General features: G+C 62.9%; 20 protein-coding genes. 11 read left to right on the top strand and 9 right to left on the bottom strand.

The annotated features are described in order from the left end of the window. Positions 1-57: 57 nt before the first annotated feature. Genes JaAD80_RS05670 through JaAD80_RS05650 form a run of 5 tightly spaced genes read left to right on the top strand, consistent with a single transcriptional unit; the run spans position 58 to position 5961 of the window. Entirely contained in the window at positions 58-1554 is a 1497-nt protein-coding gene (locus JaAD80_RS05670) for a sugar ABC transporter ATP-binding protein (protein WP_102293281.1), read from the top strand. Continuing rightward, a complete protein-coding gene (locus tag JaAD80_RS05665; protein WP_102293280.1) occupies positions 1532-2536 on the top strand; it encodes an ABC transporter permease in 1005 nt (334 codons plus the stop codon). The genes JaAD80_RS05670 and JaAD80_RS05665 overlap by 23 nt, the downstream gene beginning before the upstream one ends. Before the next feature lie 25 nt (positions 2537-2561). Further along, complete coding sequence (locus JaAD80_RS05660) at positions 2562-3656, top strand: alcohol dehydrogenase catalytic domain-containing protein (protein ID WP_102293279.1); 1095 nt, start codon at positions 2562-2564, stop codon at positions 3654-3656. Between the two features lie 14 nt (positions 3657-3670). Beyond that, on the top strand, positions 3671-5221 hold the full coding sequence (locus JaAD80_RS05655; RefSeq protein ID WP_102293278.1) for an FGGY-family carbohydrate kinase: 1551 nt from the start codon (positions 3671-3673) through the stop codon (positions 5219-5221). Positions 5222-5223: 2 nt separating this feature from the next. Further along, on the top strand, positions 5224-5961 hold the full coding sequence (locus JaAD80_RS05650) for an SDR family oxidoreductase (RefSeq protein ID WP_180979318.1): 738 nt from the start codon (positions 5224-5226) through the stop codon (positions 5959-5961). Positions 5962-5972: 11 nt separating this feature from the next. Here the strand turns inward: JaAD80_RS05650 and JaAD80_RS05645 are convergent, their stop codons facing one another. From JaAD80_RS05645 to mpl, 9 genes are all read right to left on the bottom strand, one after another. Beyond that, positions 5973-6701: an HAD family phosphatase gene (locus tag JaAD80_RS05645; RefSeq protein ID WP_102293276.1), complete on the bottom strand. Its 729-nt coding sequence runs from the start codon at positions 6699-6701 to the stop codon at positions 5973-5975. A gap of 313 nt (positions 6702-7014) precedes the next feature. Further along, positions 7015-7980, bottom strand: coding sequence for a magnesium/cobalt transporter CorA (corA, locus tag JaAD80_RS05640; RefSeq protein ID WP_034746658.1), 966 nt, complete (start codon positions 7978-7980; stop codon positions 7015-7017). A gap of 212 nt (positions 7981-8192) precedes the next feature. Beyond that, entirely contained in the window at positions 8193-8921 is a 729-nt protein-coding gene (gene mtgA, locus JaAD80_RS05635; protein WP_102293275.1) for a monofunctional biosynthetic peptidoglycan transglycosylase, read from the bottom strand. Then, a complete protein-coding gene (gene aroE / locus JaAD80_RS05630; RefSeq protein ID WP_102293291.1) occupies positions 8918-9745 on the bottom strand; it encodes a shikimate dehydrogenase in 828 nt (275 codons plus the stop codon). Before aroE ends, mtgA begins: the two co-directional genes overlap by 4 nt. Positions 9746-9756: 11 nt before the next feature. Further along, positions 9757-10614, bottom strand: coding sequence for an energy transducer TonB (locus JaAD80_RS05625; protein WP_102293274.1), 858 nt, complete (start codon positions 10612-10614; stop codon positions 9757-9759). 132 nt (positions 10615-10746) lie between these two features. Further along, positions 10747-12843 carry a ribonuclease catalytic domain-containing protein gene (locus JaAD80_RS05620; protein ID WP_102293273.1) on the bottom strand — a complete coding sequence of 699 codons (2097 nt, stop codon included), beginning with the start codon at positions 12841-12843 and terminating at the stop codon, positions 10747-10749. A 2-nt stretch (positions 12844-12845) separates the two neighbouring features. Next, positions 12846-13460, bottom strand: a complete 615-nt coding sequence (locus JaAD80_RS05615; RefSeq protein ID WP_102293272.1) for a chorismate lyase — start codon at positions 13458-13460, stop codon at positions 12846-12848. Further along, positions 13457-14041, bottom strand: a complete 585-nt coding sequence (locus JaAD80_RS05610; RefSeq protein ID WP_102293271.1) for a YqiA/YcfP family alpha/beta fold hydrolase — start codon at positions 14039-14041, stop codon at positions 13457-13459. The genes JaAD80_RS05615 and JaAD80_RS05610 overlap by 4 nt, the downstream gene beginning before the upstream one ends. Beyond that, positions 14038-15414, bottom strand: a complete 1377-nt coding sequence (gene mpl / locus JaAD80_RS05605; RefSeq protein WP_102293270.1) for a UDP-N-acetylmuramate:L-alanyl-gamma-D-glutamyl-meso-diaminopimelate ligase — start codon at positions 15412-15414, stop codon at positions 14038-14040. Before mpl ends, JaAD80_RS05610 begins: the two co-directional genes overlap by 4 nt. A gap of 146 nt (positions 15415-15560) precedes the next feature. On the opposite strand from mpl, the gene JaAD80_RS05600 reads away from it, so the two are divergent. The 6 genes from JaAD80_RS05600 (at position 15561) to prmA (ending at position 20325) form a co-directional block, all read left to right on the top strand. Beyond that, positions 15561-16211 carry a hypothetical protein gene (locus JaAD80_RS05600; RefSeq protein ID WP_102293269.1) on the top strand — a complete coding sequence of 217 codons (651 nt, stop codon included), beginning with the start codon at positions 15561-15563 and terminating at the stop codon, positions 16209-16211. A 31-nt stretch (positions 16212-16242) separates the two neighbouring features. Then, entirely contained in the window at positions 16243-16788 is a 546-nt protein-coding gene (locus tag JaAD80_RS05595) for a TlpA disulfide reductase family protein (RefSeq protein ID WP_102293268.1), read from the top strand. Between the two features lie 82 nt (positions 16789-16870). Then, complete coding sequence (aroQ, locus tag JaAD80_RS05590) at positions 16871-17308, top strand: type II 3-dehydroquinate dehydratase (protein WP_034746628.1); 438 nt, start codon at positions 16871-16873, stop codon at positions 17306-17308. A gap of 91 nt (positions 17309-17399) precedes the next feature. Further along, positions 17400-17867: an acetyl-CoA carboxylase biotin carboxyl carrier protein gene (accB, locus tag JaAD80_RS05585; protein ID WP_102293267.1), complete on the top strand. Its 468-nt coding sequence runs from the start codon at positions 17400-17402 to the stop codon at positions 17865-17867. A 101-nt stretch (positions 17868-17968) separates the two neighbouring features. Then, positions 17969-19384 carry an acetyl-CoA carboxylase biotin carboxylase subunit gene (gene accC, locus JaAD80_RS05580; RefSeq protein WP_086137069.1) on the top strand — a complete coding sequence of 472 codons (1416 nt, stop codon included), beginning with the start codon at positions 17969-17971 and terminating at the stop codon, positions 19382-19384. Continuing rightward, complete coding sequence (gene prmA, locus JaAD80_RS05575) at positions 19381-20325, top strand: 50S ribosomal protein L11 methyltransferase (RefSeq protein WP_102293266.1); 945 nt, start codon at positions 19381-19383, stop codon at positions 20323-20325. Before accC ends, prmA begins: the two co-directional genes overlap by 4 nt.

The raw sequence follows: 20325 nt of genomic DNA, 5'->3' as shown, positions 1-20325 counted from the left end.
CACTCCCCGTTTCCGCGGCCTGGCTGCGGGACGTTCTCCCTTCCTCCGGGTCCCATCATGCAGACGATCTTGCAGCTACAAAACATCACCAAGGGCTTTCCCGGCGTGAAAGCCTTGAACGGCATTAACCTGGACATCCGCCAGGGCGAAATCCACGCCCTGCTCGGTGAAAACGGCGCCGGCAAATCCACGCTGATGAAAATTCTCAGTGGCATCTACCGGCCCGATGCGGGCAGCATCGTGGTCAATGGCCAGCCCTGCGATTTCCACAGCTACAACGACGCCATCGCCGCCGGCATCGCCATCATCTTTCAGGAATTCTCGCTGATTCCCTACCTGAACGCGGTGGAAAACATCTTCCTCGGACGCGAAAGGACGAATGCGCTGGGCCTGCTGTCGAAAAAAGCCATGCGGCAGGAAGCGGCGGCCATCTTCGCGCGCCTGGGCATTGCCATCGACCTGGCGGCCGAGGTCAGCCAGCTCAGCATCGCCCAGCAGCAGTTCGTGGAAATCGGCAAGGCCCTCTCGCTCAATGCCCGCATCCTGATCCTCGACGAGCCGACGGCCACCCTGACGCCCAGCGAAGCGGGGCACCTGTTCACCATCATGCGCGAACTGAAACAGCAAGGCGTGGCGATGATTTTCATTTCGCACTACATGGACGAGATCTTCGACGTGTGCGACCGCATCACCGTGCTGCGCGATGGCCAATACGTGGGCATGACGGAGGTGGCCGCCACCGATGTCGGCCAGCTGGTGGAAATGATGGTGGGACGCAAGCTCGAAGCGAACTTTCCCGCCAAGCCCCTGCCATCCGGCACGCCGGCCATCGTGCTCGAGGCGCGCGACGTGCGCCTGAGCAAGGATGGTCCCAGCAACAGCTTCGCACTGCGGCAGGGCGAAATCCTCGGCTTTGCGGGCCTGGTCGGTTCCGGCCGCACGGAACTGGCGCTGGCCGTGATGGGCGCCCAGCCCGCCTGGCACAAGGAGATCCGCATCCATGGCGCAAAAGCCAGCCTGCGCGATCCGGCCGATGCCTTGCGGCACGGCATCGGCCTGCTGCCCGAGAGCCGCAAGACGGAAGGGCTGATCCTTGATTTCAACATCATGGAAAACATTTCCGTCAATAACCTGGGCAAATACACGGGCGCGGGCCTGATACGCCGCCCGGCCGAACTGGCCGCCACGCGGGCCGTGATGGCCAAGGTGGGCGTCAAGGCGCCCGGCCCGGGCACGCGCGTGGGCACCCTGAGCGGCGGCAACCAGCAAAAAGTGGTGATCGCCCGCTGGCTCAACCATCACTGCAAGATCCTCATCTTCGATGAACCCACGCGCGGCATCGACGTGGGCGCCAAGGCGGAAATCTACCGCCTGATGCGCGCCCTCACCAGCGATGGCTATTCCATCATTTTGATTTCATCGGAACTGCCGGAAATCACCGGCATGTGCGACCGGGTCGCCGTGTTCCGGCAAGGTGCCATCGTGGCCCTGCTGGAAGGCGCTTCCATACACTCGAGCGAGGTAATGCGCCATGCAACAACCGCCCAACACTGAGACCCTCGCCGCGCCGCGCGGGGCCGCCCCCGCCACGGCCACATCGCTGTGGGTCATGCTGAAGCAGTCGCCGGCCTTTTTTCCGCTGCTTGGCCTGCTGCTGGTATCGGCGGCCATGGCGGCCACCACCGACCATTTCTTTTCCGCCGATAACCTGGTCAATATCGCGCGGCAAGTGTCGATCAACGCCATCATCGCCGTCGGCATGACGTGCGCCATCCTCAGCGGCGGCATCGACCTGTCCGTCGGTTCCGTGATGGCGCTGACGGGTACCCTGACGGCGGGCCTGATGGTGGCCGGCCTGCCGCCCGGGCTGGCCATCGCGGCCGGCCTGGCCGTGGGCATCGCCTTTGGCGTGGGCAACGGCTTCTTTGTCGCCTACGCCAACATGCCGCCGATTATCGTCACCCTGGCCACCATGGGCATTGCCCGCGGACTGGCCCTGCTGTACACGGGCGGCTACCCGATCAACGACTTGCCGGACTGGTTCGAATTCTTTGGCCGCGGCAGCGTGCTGGGCGTGCAGACGCCGATCCTGGTGATGCTGCTGGTGTTCCTCATCGCCTATGTGCTGCTCGACCATACGCCGCTGGGCCGCTATATCTACGCCATCGGCGGCAACGAGGAAGCGACGCGCCTGAGCGGCGTGCGCGTGGCCCGCTACAAGCTGCTGGTGTACGCCATCAGCGGCGGCACGGCCGCCATCGCCGGCCTGGTGCTGACCTCGCGCCTGATGAGCGGCCAGCCGAACGCCGGCATCGGCTTCGAGCTGGACGCGATTGCCGCCGTCGTCATGGGCGGCACGGCCATCACGGGCGGACGCGGCGCCATCGTCGGCACCCTGATCGGCGCCGTCATGCTCGGCGTGCTGAATAACGGCCTGAACATGATGGGCGTCTCGCCCTACCTGCAAAACATCATCAAGGGCGTGATCATCCTGCTCGCCATTTACATCAGCCGCAACAGCAGCAAGCGCGCCTGACCACCTTTACCATTTGGAGCCTGTCATGAAGTACACCGAAGTCGAGATGCAAGCCGTGGTCTGCCACGGTCCGAAAGACTACCGCCTGCAGAAAATCACCCGCCCCAGGCCGCGCCTGAACGAGCTGCTGATCCGTATCGCCGCCTGCGGCATCTGCGCCAGCGACTGCAAATGCCACTCGGGCGCCGCCATGTTCTGGGGCGGCGACGGCCAGCCGTCTTGGGTCAAGCCGCCCGTCGTGCCCGGCCATGAATTCTTCGGCTACGTGGTCGAGGCGGGAGAGCACGGCGAAGAACACTTCGGCGTGAAAGTGGGAGACCGCATCATTGCCGAGCAGATCGTGCCTTGCGGCAAGTGCCGCTTTTGCAAATCGGGCAAATATTGGATGTGCGAAGTGCACAATATCTTCGGCTTCCAGCGCGAAGTGGCCGATGGCGGCATGGCCGAATACATGCGCATCCCGCCCACGGCCCTCGTGCACAAGATTCCCGAGAGCATTTCGCTGGAAGACGCGGCCATCATCGAGCCGATGGCCTGCGCCATCCACACGGTCAACCGCGCCGAGGTGCAGCTCGACGACGTGGTGGTGATCGCCGGCGCCGGGCCGCTGGGCCTGATGATGACGCAGATCGCCGCCCTCAAGACGCCAAAGAAACTGGTGGTCATCGACATGGTGCCGGAACGCCTGGCGCTGGCGCGCGAGTATGGCGCCCACGTCACCATCAACCCCGCCACCGACGATGCGCTGGCCATCATCCACGGCTTGACGGACGGCTATGGCTGCGATGTGTATATCGAGACGACGGGCGTGCCGGCCGGCGTGACGCAGGGCTTGAATGTGATCCGCAAGCTGGGCCGCTTCGTGGAATTCAGCGTGTTCGGCAAGGAAACCAGCGCCGACTGGTCCATCATCGGCGACCGCAAGGAACTCGACGTGCGCGGCGCCCACCTGGGCCCGTACTGCTACCCGATCGCCATCGACCTGCTGGAGCGCGGACTGGTCACGTCGAAAGGCATCGTCACGCACGACTTTCCGCTGGAAGACTGGGAGCAGGCGTTCGCGCTGGCCAACTCGCTCGATTCCATCAAGGTCCTGCTGAAACCAGCGACACACACTTGAACGGAGAAGCCGGCATGGATTACGTCATCGGTGTCGATATCGGCACGCAAAGCACCAAGGCCCTGCTGGTTTCCAGCGGCGGCGCCATCGTCGCCCAGCATGCGCACGCTTACCAGGTCGACACGCCGCGCCCTCTGTGGGCTGAACAGTGGCCGGCCGTGTGGTATGACGCCGTGGTGGCGTGCGTGCGCCACGTGCTGCAAACGGGCGGGGTGCCGGCGGCAAGCATCAAGGCCATCTGCGTGAGCAGCCTGTACGGCGGCTCAGGCATTCCCGTCGATGCCGCCATGCAGCCGCTGCATGCGTGCCTGATCTGGATGGACCGGCGCGCCACCGCCGAGGTGGAATGGGTCAATCAGCATGTCGACCTGGACACCTTGTACGACATCACCGGCAACGGCGTCGACAGTTATTACGGCTACACCAAAATGCTGTGGCTGAAGCGCCACCGGCCCGACGTGTGGGACAGCACGCGCTATTTCCTGCCGCCCAACAGCTACATCAATTACCTGCTGACGGGGGAAGTGGCCGTCGACCATAGTTCGGCCGGCAATATCGGCGGCGTGTACGACCTGGCGGCGCGCAACTGGTCGGCCCCCATGCTCGACGCGCTGGGCATCCCCGCGCACATGATGCCGCAGCGCCTGGTGGACTCGTCCGAGGTGGTGGGCGCGCTGCTGCCGCTGGCGGCGCAGCAGCTCGGTTTGCTGGCTGGCACCGCCGTCATCGCCGGCGGGGTCGACGCGGCCGTGGCCACCTTCGCCGCCGGCGCCAGCCGCGCAGGCCAGCATGTGGCCATGATCGGCACCAGCATGTGCTGGGGCTATATCCACCAGCAGACCGATGCGCGCCATGGGCTGATCAGCATGCCGCACGTGTTCAACAGCCAGTCCGACCTGTATGTATTCGGCGGCGCCATCACGGCCGGCGCGTCCGTCAGCTGGTTCCGCGACGAGTTTTGCCAGGCCGACGTGGAAGCGGCCAGGCGGCTGGGCCATGCCGATGCGCACCAGTTGATGGAAGAGCAGGCGCAGGCCGTGCCGCCCGGCGCCGATGGCGTGCTGTTCCTGCCCTATCTGATGGGCGAGCGCAGCCCCATCTGGGATGCCAGGGCCAGCGGCGCCTTCCTGGGCCTGAGCCTGTACCACAGCCGCGCCCATCTGTACCGCGCCGTGCTCGAAGGCGTGAGCTTTGCCCTGCAACACAATATCGTCACGGGCGCCAGGGGCATGGGCACGGTCGCGCTCGACGACAAGCTGATCGTCGTCGGCGGCGCCGCGCACTCGCCGCTGTGGATGCAGATCATTGCCGACATCACCGATTACCCCGTCTACACCATCGCGGAAAACGTCGAGGCGGCGCTGGGCGCGGCCTTGCTGGCGGCGCTGGGGACCGGCCTGGTCGGCAAGGAAGCGGCGCAGCGCGGCTGGGTCACCCTGGTGCCGCGCAGCACGCCGCAAGCAGGCGCCAGCGAAGCCTACCGCCGCGTCTTTGACCTTTACCGCGATGCCTACCCTGCCTTGCGGCCCCTGATGCACCGCATCAACAACGCCAACCCCACCTGAGGATCACCATGTTATTCGATTTCCGCCACAAGAAATTCATCGTCACGGGCGCTTCCAGCGGCATCGGCCTGGTCACGGCGCGCATGCTCAGCGCGGCCGGCGCGCGCGTCATTGCCGTCGGGCAAAATGCCGAGCGGCTGGCGGCGCTGGCCGAGGAAACCGGCTGCGAGCCGCTGCAACTCGACATCAGCGACAGCGATGCCATGGCGGCCGCACTGGCGCCGCTGCGCAATATCGATGGCCTGGTCAATTGTTCCGGCATCTCGCAACTCGGTCCCAGCCTGGAAGTGGAGGCCGCCAGCTTCGACCGCGTGATGGTGGTCAATGCGCGCGGCGCGGCCATGATGGCGCGCCATGTGGCGCAAGGCATGTTGCGCGAAGGGCGTCCGGGCAGCATCGTGAATGTCTCGAGCCAGGCGGCGCTGGTGGCGCTCGAGCATCATCTGGCGTACTGCGCCTCGAAGGCAGCCATGGATGCGATCACCCGCAGCCTGTGCCTGGAACTGGGGCCGCACGGCATCCGCGTCAACAGCGTCAATCCCACCGTGACCCTGACGCCGATGGCGGAACGGGACTGGAGCGACCCCGTAAAAAGCGGCCCCATGCTGGCGGCCATTCCGCTGCGCCGTTTCGCCACCTCGGAAGAGGTCGCCAAGCCCATTCTGTTCCTGCTCAGCGACGCCGCCGCCATGATCAGCGGCGTCAGCCTGCCGGTCGATGGCGGCTATACCTGCCGCTGAAGCACTTGCAATTAAGCCGGTTGCCGCTCGGCAGCCGGTTGCAGCAGGTCCGCCACCAGCGCCGGCAGCCCGGCCATGTCCTGGAACACAACTTGCGCGCCGGCCGCCTTCAGGCGCGCTTCCTGGCCGGGGGCGATATGCCCGCCGCCAATGAATCCCAATACCGTCATGCCCGCCGCCACGGCGGCCGTCACGCCCGTGACGCTGTCTTCCAGCACCAGGCACTGGCTTGGCGGCACGCCGAAGGCGGCCGCCGCCGCCAGGTAGACGCCCGGATGCGGCTTGGCATGGCCGACCAGGTCCGGCGTGAACACGCGGTTCTCGAACAAGGGCGCCATGCCAGTGCGTTCCAGCGCCGACAGCACGCGCGCGCTGACGCTGTTCGAGGCCACGGCCTTGGGCAGAGGAATGGCGGCCAGCGCCTGCGCCACGCCGGGCACGGCACGCAGCTGCGCATCGCAGGCCGCATCGACGGCATTGCCGATGGCCATGATGTCATCGGCCGGCAATGGCGGCAGGCCCAGATCCTTGTAGATATCCTGCATCAGCGGCACCAGGCGCTGGCCCAGGCGCGGCTCGATCAAGCCTTGCAGGGTGACGCCTTCGGGCAGGTTCGGCAAACGCGGTCCCAGCAACTCCAGCAGCGCTTGCAGGGCCACGGCCTCGCTGTCGATCAGCACGCCATCGCAGTCGCTGATCAAGTGGGTAAAGCGCATTGGGGTGGTAGCGGTATCAGGCATGGATTCTCCAGAAGACAACGGTGACGGGAAATGCGGCGGCCAGCCGGCACAGGCCGGCACCGCAATGAGCATAGGTGGAACAGGCGGGCATGGCCACGCCAAAAGCAAGCCGGTAGCGATACTTTTTTGCAAAGGACATGAGGCAAAGTACGCGGCACACGGCGGCGGGCATGCAGGGGCAACGGCAATACCACTTCAATACCACGCAATACCAGTGATTATCGCCGATTTTTGAAATGGCTGCCTTTGCCTGCTCAGCCGGGACAGGCCCGCTGGCGATACTGGAGCGCGGGCGCGCCCCAGTTTCTGGCGCTTACTTCAGCCAGCCGCGGTGGCGGAAATACAGGAAGGGTGCGATGGCGCTGGTAATCATCAGGCCCCAGGCCCACGGGTAGCCGAACGACCATTCCAGCTCCGGCATCAGCTTGAAGTTCATGCCGTACACGCTGGCGATCAGGGTCGGCGGCAGGAAGGCCACGCTGGCCACCGAGAAGATCTTGATGATCTTGTTCTGGTTGATGTTAATGAAACCGACGGTGGCATCCATCAGGAAGTTGATCTTGTCGAACAGGAAAGAGGTGTGGCCGTCCAGCGATTCGATGTCACGCAAAATCTGCCGCGCTTCCTCGAACTGCTCGGAATTAAGCAGCCGGCCGCGCATCAGGAAGCTCACGGCGCGGCGCGTATCCATCATGTTGCGGCGGATACGGCCATTCAAATCTTCCTCGTGGGCAATCGCGTTCAGCGCTTCGGCCGCGTGCGCATCGGTAAATTCCTTTTGCAGCACGCGCGTGCTGACTTCTTCCAGGTTCTGGTAGATGCCTTCGAGCACGTCGGCCGAATATTCGGCATCGGTGGCGTACAGGTCGAGCAGCACATCCATGTAGTCGGCGATCGAACCGGGCCGTGAGCGGGCGCGCATGCGCACAAGGCGGAACACGGGCAGGTCGTCCGTATGCATGGAAAACAGGATCTTGCGGGCGAGAATGAACGCCACGGTGATGACGCGCGAGGGGCCGTCGTCTTCTTCGCGCAGGAAATCGGTGCGCAGGTGCAAGTCGCCGTTTTCCGCTTCGTAATAGCGGGCCGACGCTTCAATATCCTTGACTTCGTCTTCGCCCGGCAGGGTGACGTTGTAGATGGCCTTGACCCAGGCCCGTTCATCATCGGTAGGGTCGGTCAGGTCGACCCACACCGGTTCGGCATTTTCGAGGTCTGCGCGGCTGTCGATCGGCACCTGGTTGAGCCGGCCATTCTGTAATACAAAGACATTGATCATGCGCGCTCTCAGCCGGATGTTGGGTTATCGTGATGTGCTGGCGCTGGCGCCAAAAATGAAAACAGCGCAAGTGTACCCGCAAAGGCCTTTTCACGACCACCCCTCCACCATGCTTTTTCACGTAAAATGTGTGGCAATGCCGCATTACGATGCTGCGCCGCAATAGTGCCAATTCGGCAGCTTTGGTTTAATGCAAACGAATCGGGCCGCCATCAAGGCAATTCGGCCGCGCCCATGCGCCGCAGGATCACGCCGGTGCGCCGGTTCAGGTAGCCGGTGTCGCGGTGGCGGTCATAAAAACGGGGGTTCGGCAGCATGACGGCCAGTTTCGCCGCCTGCGCCGCGCTCAGGCTGGCCGCGCTGACGTGGTAGTAGTGGCGCGCCGCCGCTTCGGCGCCGAAGATGCCCGTGCCAAACTCCACCACGTTCAGATAAATCTCGAAAATGCGCTGCTTGTCCATCAGGCTTTCCAGCATGTAGGTGATGATCAGTTCCTGGCCCTTGCGCACATAGCTGCGCGAACCGGACAGGAACAGATTTTTCGCCAGCTGCTGCGTAATGGTGGAGCCGCCGGCCACCACCTTCTGCTTCTTGCTGTTTTTTTCATACGCCTTTTGCAAGGCATCCCAGTCCACGCCTTCGTGCTCGGAGAAATTCGCGTCTTCCGAGGCGATGATGGCGCGTTTCAGGTTGTTCGAGATGCGGTTGTACGGCACCCAGGTCTGCTTGATGGTGGCGTTCGGGTTCTTCTCCTGCAAGACCGACAGCTGTTCGCGCATGAAAGCCGTGCTGGATGGATTGTGGTCGACCCACCACCAGATTTGCAGGAAGAAATACAGTTGCACGACGATAAACGCCAGCACGGGCACGATGAACAGCCACTTGATCCAGCCGTAGCGGCTGCCGCCGCCCTTGCGGTTGCCCTTCTTGCCGCCGCTCACAGGGCGTTGCGCAATTGCGCCAGCAAATCCTGCGTGTCCGGCCGCACGCCGCGCCACACATAAAACGCTTCGGCCGCCTGCTCCACCAGCATGCCCAGGCCATCGCGCACCTGCGCACCATGCTGGGCGGCAAAGTCCATGAAGACGGTGGGCTGGGCGCCATACATCATGTCCAGCGCCAGGGTCTGGCTGCCGAAGACGGTGACGGGCACGGGCGGCAAGTCGCCCGCCAGGCTGGCCGAGGTGGCGTTGATGACGATATCGAACACGCCCTCGGGCTGCTCGAAACCGCCGGCGCGCAGCTGTTCCGGATGCGCCAGTGCATCGGCAAATTGCACCACCAGCGCGGCGGCTGTGGCCACGGTGCGGTTGGCAATGAACAGTTCCAGCGGTCCCTGTTCCAGCAAGGGCAGCACCACGCCGCGCGCGGCGCCGCCCGCGCCCAGCAGCAGGACACGCTTGCCGGCGATGGCCACGCCGGCATTGCGCAGGATATCGGCCACCAGGCCCGCGCCATCGGTATTGTCGCCAAGAATGGCGTCGCCATCGAAACGCAGGGTATTGACGGCGCCGGCCGCCTTGGCCCTCGGCGTGAGCTCGGTAGCCAGCGCGCAGGCGTCAAGCTTGAAGGGCACCGTCACGTTCGCGCCCTTGCCGCCCTCGGCGGCAAAGCTGCGGGCCGCCAGCACAAAGCCATCCAGCGGCGCCAGCCGGCGTTCATAGACGATGGCCTCGCCCGTCTGCAGGGCAAAGGTGGCGTGAATCAGGGGGGACTTGCTGTGGGCGATGGGATTGCCGAAGACGCAATAATGATCAGGGTTCATTTCTTTTTTGCTCAATTGCTGCCGCCAGTCAGGTTAGCTTCCATTTTTTCTTCGCGGGTAAATTTGAAACGGGTGATCACCACCCACAGGTCATCTTTATCGCTCGACAACATATTCGGTGGGAAACGGCCAAACGGCGCGGCGCGGCGCACGATGGCCAGGGCGGCCGCGTCCAGCGCCGGGTTGCCCGAGCTTTTTTCCACGCGGGCGCCGCCCTCTTTCTGGTAAATCGTGCCGTCCTGGAAGATGGGGATGTACACGACCAGCTCGCCATACATCTTGCGGCCATTTTTTTGCGGGAAATTCAGCGTGCCGATTTCCTCGATGCGCTTTTGCAGGGTCTTGTAATACATGGCATAGCCGACCTCCTGCGTGCTGGGCGTAATGAAGGTCTTGCGCGGTCGCTTGTTCTGGTCTTCCACGGTCTGGCTGATCTCGGCTGCCATGCGCGCGATGGCCTTGCTGCTTTCCATCAGGTCCGAGCCGCTGGCCAGGGGATTGGGCTTGTCTTTTTCCGTCACGGGCGCGGCGCTGTAGGGCGTGGGCTTGGCCGCCTGCGTCAGCAATTCCTGCTGCTTTTGCTCCAGCTCGGCAATGCGCCGCGCGCTGGCCTTGACGCTCTCGCCCTCTTCCACCTTGCGCATGTCCGGCAAGGGCGACTTGGCGCGGCCCTTGTCTGCCTGTCCACCACCGTCGAGGCTGGCCTGCGCCAGCGCGTCGGCTTTCAGCGGCTTGTTCGCATGCTTGGCATTGACGAGGATCACTTCCAGGCCGGGATCGGTGGCGACGGCCCGCTGCGGCGCAGGGGCGACAAAATGCATCGCCAGCAAGGCGCCGTGCGCCAGCAGCGATACCGCCACGGCTATCATCAGGAAACGATTCTCTCGGAAAGACTTCACGCGCAACCCAGTTCAAACACACCATGCAAGATGGCTGAATTCTACGTCAAAGGGCGGTGCCGGCAACAGTTTTCGGCACCGCCTCGCAGCCTTGCGCTCGCCTTACTTGATCTCGGGTTCGCTGACCACGTCTTCGCTGGCCAGTTCCGCCACTTCCGTGTCGGCATCGCTGACCCGGTTGGCCGCTTCCGCCGATGCTTGCGGCGCGGCGTCGCCGTCCTCGGCAACATCGGCCGCGTCGTCGCCCGTCTCTTCCTCGTAGTCGAGCTCGGCATTGTCCGCCGCATCCGGCACGGCAGCGATTTCCAGCAGGCGCGCTTCGATGCTCAGGTCGACTTCATCCCAGCGCAGCAAGTCCAGTTTCACTTGCGCGCCGCGCGCCACCGATGGCATGCCCGGCAGCTTGATGACCAGCGGAATGTCGACCAGGCGCAGGATTTCGTCTTTCAGCACGACAGCATCGACCTGGCGCGCGTTTTCCTGGTGCAGCCAGCGCAGGCACCAGTAGCGTTCCATGTTCGACTGGAAATCGCCATACGCGGCATACGCCGCGTCAAACGCCGAGACGATGGCGAACAGGTTGGCGTCGCGCGGCTTGAACGGCGCTACCAGCGGCGCCGTCACGCCGTGCTCGGCGCAGGCGATGATTTGCCACTGGTTTACCAGATCCGTATAGCGGCGCAGGGGCGAGGTGCTCCATGCGTACTGGTCCACGCCCAGGCCCTGGTGCGGGGCAGCATGAGTAACCATGCGCACCTGCATCTTTGCCGCCCAGCTATTGCCCGTGCCGCCGCCCTGGCTGCGGTAGATGCCCGGCACGCCATGGTCGTGCAGCATCTTGCCCCAGGTACTGTTGGCAAAAATCATCAGTTCCGCGACGATCTTGTCCAGCGGCGCGCCACGCTTGCGGCGTGCCACGGTAACGATGTCGTTTTCCACATAGAAATTGAAATCGACGCGGTTGTTCTGTTCCGGCTTCAGGCCAAACGCTTCGCGCTTCTTCATGCGGCCCTGTTCCAGCTGCTGCGCCCATTGCCACAGGATGGCGAAGTCGGCCTTGTGCGGATACTCTCCCTCGCCGCTGGCCAGGGTTTCCTCGTTGACCAGGTCATCGAGCTGGTTGTGGCGCAAGTTGCTGGCGATCGGCACCAGCTCGGCGACGGTGTGCGTGCTGACGACAGCCCAATCCGCTTTTGGATCGAGCGTGGCGTACAGCGACAGGGCCGGGCAGGTCGTGCCTTCCGCCAGGGTGAAGGCGTTGACGACTTCATCGGGTAGCATGGTGATCTTGTCGCCAGGCATGTAGACGGTGGACATGCGCTGGCGCGCCATCTTGTCGATCACGTCTTCCGGGCGGATGCCCAGGCCCGGCGCGGCGATGTGGATGCCCACTTTCACTGTGCCGTCCGGCAATGGCTGCACGGAGAAGGCATCGTCGATCTCGGTGGTGGTCACGTCGTCGATCGAGAAAGCGGCCACGTCGGCCAGCGGCAGCTTGGCCGTCACGGACGGCACGGGCACGCTCGGGAAGCCGGCGCCTTTCGGGAAATTCTCGAAGAGGAATTTCGACAGGTGCAAGTCTTTAGGCGAAGCAATGCCACCGACGGCCAGCATCAGGCGCGGCGGCGTCGTGTGCAATTCCGTGCAGGCCGCTTCCAGCGCCTTGTATTCGATCGTGTTCTTGTCCGGCTTGAACAGCAGTTGCAGCACCATCGGCTGCATCGAGGCGGGCAAGCGGTTCTGTTTCAGCTCTTCCACATAGCTTGCCTGCACCAGCGCCTGCTGCTTTTTCTTTTCGATGCCGGCCAGGGCCGCTTTCAGCGACGCTTCCGGCGCCGCCTTGTAGCGGCCACGGCCTTTCTTGTAGAAATACACGGGCGCCGAATGCAGGGCCAGGATCAGGCCGGCCGCTTCCGGCGGCAAGGGAGCGTGGCCGAAATACTCGGCGCCCAGCTCGGCAAAGCCGAACTCGTCTTCGCCCGCCACTTCCCACAGGAAGTCGAGGTCGATCTCGGCAGCCACGGCCTTGGCCTGCTCCAGCAGCTCGGCAGGGGCCGGTTTTTCATACTGCAGCAGCACGTCCTTGATCTTGACCTTGGTGCGCTTGCCGCTGGCCATTTCAACCTGGTAGGCCTCACCCGCTTGCGACAGGACCGTGCCGACCTTGAAATCGCCGGATTCTTCAAAAAATAGATTCATTATTATGCTTTGTTCATTAATGTGTCGGTTGCAGCGGTGCGAGTGACAGGATGCAACTCAAACACCGCCGGCAAAAATACTTCGGTTACCAGCAGCAATCCCTGGTGACGCTGATACAGGCAGCGGCGGGCAAAAAACAGCGCCTGCTCGTCGGCGCGCCGCCCTTCCAATGCCAGCGCCGCCTGCGCCCGCTGTACCAGCGGGTGCCCGGCGCGCAAGCGGGCAAATTCCAATTCACCGCGGCGTACCATCCGGTCGCCAAACAGGGTCGTGCCCAGCGAACGTTCACCCAGCGCGGAAAACAGCGGCCAGTCCGTGGCCGTGGCCTGCATGGGCACGACCGTATGGCCAAACACGGCCGGCTTGTTATCACACCGCAACAACACCTCGCGTTCCCAGACCCGGCCCGCGCGATGCAGGCCGATGCTGGCGGCCTCGTCGCTCAGGCAACGCGCCGTTTCCTGGTGCAAACATTGCACGCGAAACGCCTGGCTGTGCGCTTTCAGCTTGGCCGTCAGCGAGCCGCCGCCCGTCAACCAGTGGCGCAGGGCGGAAGGTGCATTGACGGCATTCACATGCGCATGCCACTGCGCCTGGCGCAAGGACCCCGGCCTCACCGGCCCGCTTCCACGTCGATGCCGGCAAAAGCCAGCACGGGCGCCACGTAATCGGCAAATTCGCTGATGCCGTGGTCGCTGCCGTCGATGACGATCTGCTGCGCACCTTGATAATGCGCCAGCATGTCGCGGTAGTCGAGCACTTCATCGCCGGTGGCGGCAATCAGGAAATAGCGTTGCGGCTCAGTTATTTTCTCTACAGCATACGTGCGCAGCTCGTCGATATACTCGCGCTTGAACTCAAATGGCTTGTCCGAATGAAACTCGGTCGTCACGCCCACATGCTGCTCCAGGTCGATCAGGGGCACGATGGCGGGATTGAGCAGCACGGCGCGGCAACCAAGCTGTTCCGCCAGCCAGGTGGCGTAATAGCCGCCCAGCGAGGAGCCGATGATCGTCAGCTCTGCCGGCGCCACATGCTTGACCAGCGACAGGGCCAGCTCGATGGCCAGCTTCGGCGACGCCGGCAATTGCGGGCACAGCCATTGCGCCTCGCGGCCCAGCGCCTGCATCTGCGCGGCCAGCAGGCGCGACTTCATCGACAATGGCGACGAGCGGAATCCATGCAGATACAGAATCATCGGCCCAGGGCCTCCAGCAATTTCTGGTGCACGCCGCCAAAGCCGCCATTGCTCATGACGACGATCTGGTCGCCGGGACGGGCGCTTGCCGCCACGGCCGCCACCAGGGTATCGATGTCTTCATGGGCGCTGGCGATCTTGCCCAGCGGCGCCAGCGCGTCGCCCAGGCTCCAGCCCAGCGCGGCATGGCTGCCAAAACCGAAGACCAGGTCGGCATCCTTCAGGCTGCCCGGCAGCGCATCTTTCATGGCGCCCAGCTTCATGGTGTTCGAGCGCGGTTCCAGCACGGCCAGGATACGGGCGCTGTCGCCGACTTTCTGCCGCAAGCCGCCCACGGTGGTGGCAATGGCCGTCGGATGGTGGGCGAAATCGTCGTACACGGTAATGTCGTTGACGACGCCGCGCACTTCCATGCGGCGCTTGACGCTCTCGAAGGTGGCCAGCGAGGCGCACGCCTGGGCAATCGGCACGCCCACATGGCGCGCGGCGGCGATGGCGGCCAGCGCATTGCTGCGGTTGTGCTTGCCCGTCAGGGCCCACGCCACATGACCGGACTGCTGGCCATTGAAGTACACATCGAAGCTGCCGTCGGCCTGCTCTTGCAGCTGCCAGTTGGCATCCTGGCCGAAACTTTCCTTTTCGCTCCAGCAGCCGCGCGCCAGCACGCGCTGCAGCGACGCCTCATCGCCATTGAAGACGAGGCGTCCAATGCCGGGCACGGTGCGCACCAGGTGGTGAAATTGCGTCTCGATCGCGTGCAGATCGGGGAAGATGTCGGCGTGATCGTATTCCAGGTTGTTCATGACGGCAGTCTTCGCATGGTAGTGCACGAATTTGCTGCGCTTGTCGAAGAAGGCCGTGTCGTACTCATCGGCTTCGATGACGAAGAAGTCGGAATCGGCGCTCTTGCCATCAATCTTGCCGCTGAGGCGGGCAGAAATGCCAAAGTTCATCGGCACGCCGCCGATCAAAAAGCCCGGTGCATAGCCGGCGTCTTCGAGTATCCACGCCAGCATGGCCGAGGTGGTGGTCTTGCCATGCGTGCCGGCCACGGCCAGTACCCACTTGTTGCGTAATATATGTTCGCCGATCCACTGCGGGCCGGAGACGTACGGCAAGCTGCGGTTGAGAATCTCTTCCACCAGCGGATTGCCACGCGACACCACATTGCCAATCACATACAAATCCGGGTTCAGCCTGGTTTGTTCCGGGTCGAAACCCTGGATCAGTTCGATTCCCTGCGATTCCAGCTGGGTGCTCATCGGCGGATAGACGTTGGCATCGCAACCGGTAACTTTATGGCCGGCTTCCTTGGCCAGGACAGCCAGGCCGCCCATGAAGGTACCGCAAATGCCGAGAATATGAATATGCATGTAATCAGTGCGTAAGGTGCGCGGTGAACGCGGTTAAGTAACAGTCAGGCAATGGTCAAGCCAGTAAGACGCCGGGATAAAAAACAGCAAGTGTGAGATTTTACCCGACGCCATGGCTTTTTCCGCTTCGGAGTATCATCTCGGTCATGACGACTGATGCATTTGACGATAGCGCGCTCGTGCGCCTGGAAATTGCCGCCGCCGCCGCGCGCCTGGTGGCGCAGGATGGCGCCGACTATGGCAGCGCCAAGCGCAAGGCGGCGCGGCAGGTGCTGGGCGACGCGCCCGGCCGGGCCAATCTGCTGCCGGACAACGACATGATCGAGGAGCAGGTGCGGCAATATAACGCCCTGTTCCTGGCCGACAGCCAGCCGGCGCGACTGTTCCAGCTGCGCACCATCGCCCTGCAGGTGATGGAGGCGTTGCAACAATTTCATCCCCTGCTCAGCGGCCCCGTGCTCAACGGCACTGCCGGCCCGCACGACGAAATCTACCTGCAGCTGTTTGCCGAGAGCGCCAAGGATATCCACATCTTCCTGCTGAATAAAAATGTGCTGCTCGACATGTCGGAAAGCCCGCATTTCAAGGGGGCGCGTTATGATGCGGTCGAGACTGCCAGCTTCCTGTGGAAAAACGAAGGCGTGCACGCGGCCATGTATGAGCTCGATGACATGCGCGGCGCCCTGAAGCCCAAGGATGGCAAGGTGCTGCGCACCGATATCGCGGGATTGCGCAGCCTGCTCGCCGCCGGCCTGGCCGATGGCGCGCCGCCAGCGCCGGCCATTGCCGATCAATGAATACCTACCACTGATATAGACTAGATAGAACATGACAAAAAAGAACTGGATCGCCTGCGCCATCGTTGCCCTGATGTTTGGCGGCATGGGCGCGTATGTCGGCTTGCATAAAGAGAAGGCGGCACCGCTGACGACCACCGTCGCGCCCGGGGCCACGGGACCCGTGAATGCACTGTATGCGCTGTCGCTGCCGGATGCGGCCGGCGCCACGCAAGCCTTGTCACAATGGAAAGGTAAGAATCTGCTGGTGAATTTCTGGGCGCCATGGTGCCCACCCTGCGTGGAAGAAATGCCGGAATTGTCCGAAGTACAAGGCCACTATGCGGCGAAAAATCTGCAAGTGATCGGTATAGGCATCGATTCGGCCAGCAATATTGCCACCTTTGCCAGCAAGGTCAAGATCGCCTATCCTGTGTATGTGTCCGGCATGAGCGGCACCGACCTGTCGCGCCATTTTGGCAATACGACGGGCGGTTTGCCCTTTACGGTGCTGATCGGCGCCGATGGCGAAGTCAAAAAGACCTATCTGGGGCGCTTGAAATTTGATCAGTTGCGCGCCGATCTGGACAATTTGTAAATTCGGAGCGTGCTTTTTTCTCTTGCCAATGCGTATCTTTGGCGGCAAAATGCGGAACTTTCGCTAAAACGGTCTTCCATACATGGCAAAAAACCTCCTTCTGCTCAACGGCCCCAACCTGAATTTGCTGGGGACGCGCGAGCCTGAGGTCTACGGCGCCAGCACCTTGGCCGATATCGAACAGGCAGCAATGGCGCAAGCCATGGCTGCCGGTGCCGACCTGGTCTGCTTTCAAAGCAACCATGAAGGCGCGCTGATCGACCGTATCCATGCCGCGCGAGCGGAAGGGATCGATGCCATTGTCATCAATCCGGGCGGCCTGACCCATACCAGCGTCGCCTTGCGCGATGCGCTGGCCGGGGTCGCCATCCCGTTCGTGGAAGTCCATATCTCGAATATTTATCAACGCGAAACGTTTCGACATCACTCATTTCTCAGCGCGATCGCGCAGGGGACGATCTGCGGGCTAGGTATCGATGGATATCGGTTTGCCATCGACTTTGCGCTTAAAAAACGTTAATCTACGCGATCTGCACGCATTTAGCGCGGCGATAGGTTCTTGGACATCACCGCATCACTCATAAAACAAACTACATTCCTAGGGGTTTTACATGGATCTACGAAAACTCAAGACCTTGATCGACCTGGTCGCCGAATCGGATATCGCAGAGCTGGAAGTTACCGAAGGCGAAAGCAAGGTTCGCATCGTCAAATCGTCGGCCATGCCGCAAAACCAGATGGTCATGATGCAGCCGCAAGGCATGCAAGCGCAATACCAGCCAGCCGCCCCAGCCGCCGCGCCAGCCCCGGCTGCTGCCGCCGTCGTGGTTGCCGCCGAGCCAACCGGCTACATCGTCAAATCGCCGATGGTCGGCACCTTCTACCGTTCCTCCGCTCCTGGCAGCGCCGCGTACGTCGAAGTGGGTTCCACCGTCAAGGAAGGTGATACCCTGTGCATCATCGAAGCGATGAAGCTCCTGAATGAAATCGACTCGGACAAAGCCGGCGTCGTGACCCAGATCCTGGTCGAAAACGGCCAACCGGTCGAATTCGGTCAACCCTTGTTTGTGATCGGCTAAAAACCAGTCCACACGGCCGGCAACGGCCGTTTGCAGTTTTAGCCCCTCACACTTGTTGTTTCGCCGGCTCGCCGGCTCTCACAGACATACGCGAACCTACCATGTTTGAAAAAATCCTGATTGCCAACCGTGGTGAAATTGCCCTCCGTATTCAGCGCGCCTGCCGCGAAATGGGCATTAAAACGGTTGTAGTCCACTCCGAAGCCGACAAGGACGCGAAATACGTCAAGCTGGCCGACGAATCCGTTTGTATCGGGCCGGCCCAGTCCGCCCTGAGCTATCTGAACATGCCCGCCATTATCAGCGCCGCTGAAGTGACGGATGCACAAGCAATTCACCCAGGCTATGGCTTCCTGTCGGAGAACGCCGACTTTGCCGAACGCGTCGAGAAATCGGGCTTCGTCTTCATCGGCCCGCGCTCCGAATCGATCCGCCTGATGGGCGATAAAGTATCGGCCAAGCAAACCATGATCAAGGCTGGCGTACCGTGCGTACCCGGCTCGGAAGGCGCGTTGCCCGACGATCCGAAAGCCATCGTGCAAATTGCCCGCAAGATCGGCTACCCGGTCATCATCAAGGCCGCCGGCGGCGGTGGCGGACGCGGCATGCGCGTGGTGCACACGGAAGCGGCCCTGATCAACGCCGTGGCGATGACCAAGACGGAAGCCGGCACGGCCTTCGGTAACCCTGAAGTGTATATGGAGAAGTACCTGGAAAATCCGCGCCACGTGGAAATCCAGATCCTCGCCGACGAACACAAGAACGCCGTCTGGCTGGGCGAGCGCGACTGCTCCATGCAGCGCCGCCACCAGAAGGTGATCGAAGAAGCACCGGCGCCAGGCATCCCGCGCAAGCTGATCGAGAAAATTGGCGACCGTTGCGCCGAAGCCTGCCGCAAGATCGGCTACCGCGGCGCCGGCACGTTTGAATTCCTGTATGAAAACGGCGAGTTCTATTTCATTGAAATGAATACCCGCGTGCAAGTGGAACATCCCGTCACCGAGATGATCACCGGCATCGATATCGTGCAAGAACAGATCCGCATCGCCGCCGGCGAAAAACTGCGCTACCGCCAGCGCGACGTCATGCTGTCGGGCCACGCCGTCGAGTGCCGCATCAATGCGGAAGATCCGTTCAAGTTCACGCCATCGCCAGGCAAGATCGTCTCGTGGCATGCGCCGGGCGGTCCTGGCATCCGCGTCGATTCGCACGCCTACGCCGGCTACTACGTGCCGCCGCACTACGACTCGATGATCGGCAAAGTGATCGCTTACGGCGCCACGCGCGAGCAAGCGATTCGCCGCATGCAGATCGCCCTGTCCGAAATGGTGGTCGAAGGCATCAACACGAATATCGCCCTGCACCGCGAACTGATGATCGACGCGCGCTTCATCGAAGGCGGCACGAATATTCACTATCTGGAACAGAAGCTGGCCGACATGCCGGACCTGGGCAAGAACCTGAATGGCGGCAGCCCCAGCATCGCCAAGAAATCCGAAATCAAGGCGGGCGCATGAGCTGGACTGAAATCGTCATCGAGATCGCCCGCGACAACGCCGAGGCGATGTCCGACGCCTTGATGGAAGCGGGCGCCCTGTCGGTGTCGGTGGAAGACGCCGATGAAGGCACCGATGCCGAGCAGCCGCTGTTTGGCGAGCCAGGCATGGAGCCGAAGGAAGCGGCGTGGGAACGCAGCCGCGTGGTGGCGCTGACGGATGTTGACGCCGACCAGGCCGCCATCGTGGCCGCTGCCGCGCAAGCGGTCGGCATGGCGGAGGCGCCGGCCTTTAGCGTGCGCCCCGTGGAAGAGCAGGACTGGGTGCGCCTGACGCAGTCGCAATTTGCGCCGATTCACATCGGCAAGAATATCTGGGTCGTGCCCAGCTGGCACGAGGCACCGGATCCTGACGGCCTGATCCTGGAACTGGACCCGGGCCTGGCCTTCGGCACGGGCAGCCACCCGACCACCCGCCTGTGCATGGAATGGCTGGAAGCGCATCCCGCGCCCGGCAAGACCGTGCTCGACTATGGTTGCGGTTCCGGCATCCTGGCCATGGTGGCCAAGAAACTGGGCGCGCAAACGGTGGCCGGCGTCGATATCGACCCGCAGGCGATCGAATCGGCGCGCGACAATGCCGAACGCAATCAGTGCGACATCGAATATTTCTTGCCAGACACGTTTGCCACCTCGGCACACGCCACGGCCAAGTTTGACATCGTCGTCGCCAACATCCTGTCGAGCCCATTGAAGCTGATGGCGCCGATGCTGTCGGGCCGCGTCGCCGACGGCGGCGCGCTGATCCTGTCCGGCGTGCTGGCACGCCAGGCGGAAGAAGTGGCCGCTGCCTACGCGCCGTTCATCCAGCTGGGTGTGTGGGCCGAGCAAGACGGCTGGGTGGCGCTGCATGGCCGCCTGGGTGCAACGCAAGCGCCTGCGCCCCGCGCGGAAGGTGCATAA

This window comes from Janthinobacterium sp. AD80 (genome assembly GCF_002878455.1).
Lineage (GTDB): Bacteria > Pseudomonadota > Gammaproteobacteria > Burkholderiales > Burkholderiaceae_D > Janthinobacterium.
The sequence above is the reverse complement of the archived record's forward strand: the minus strand, read 5'-3'. Positions and strand labels throughout refer to the sequence as shown.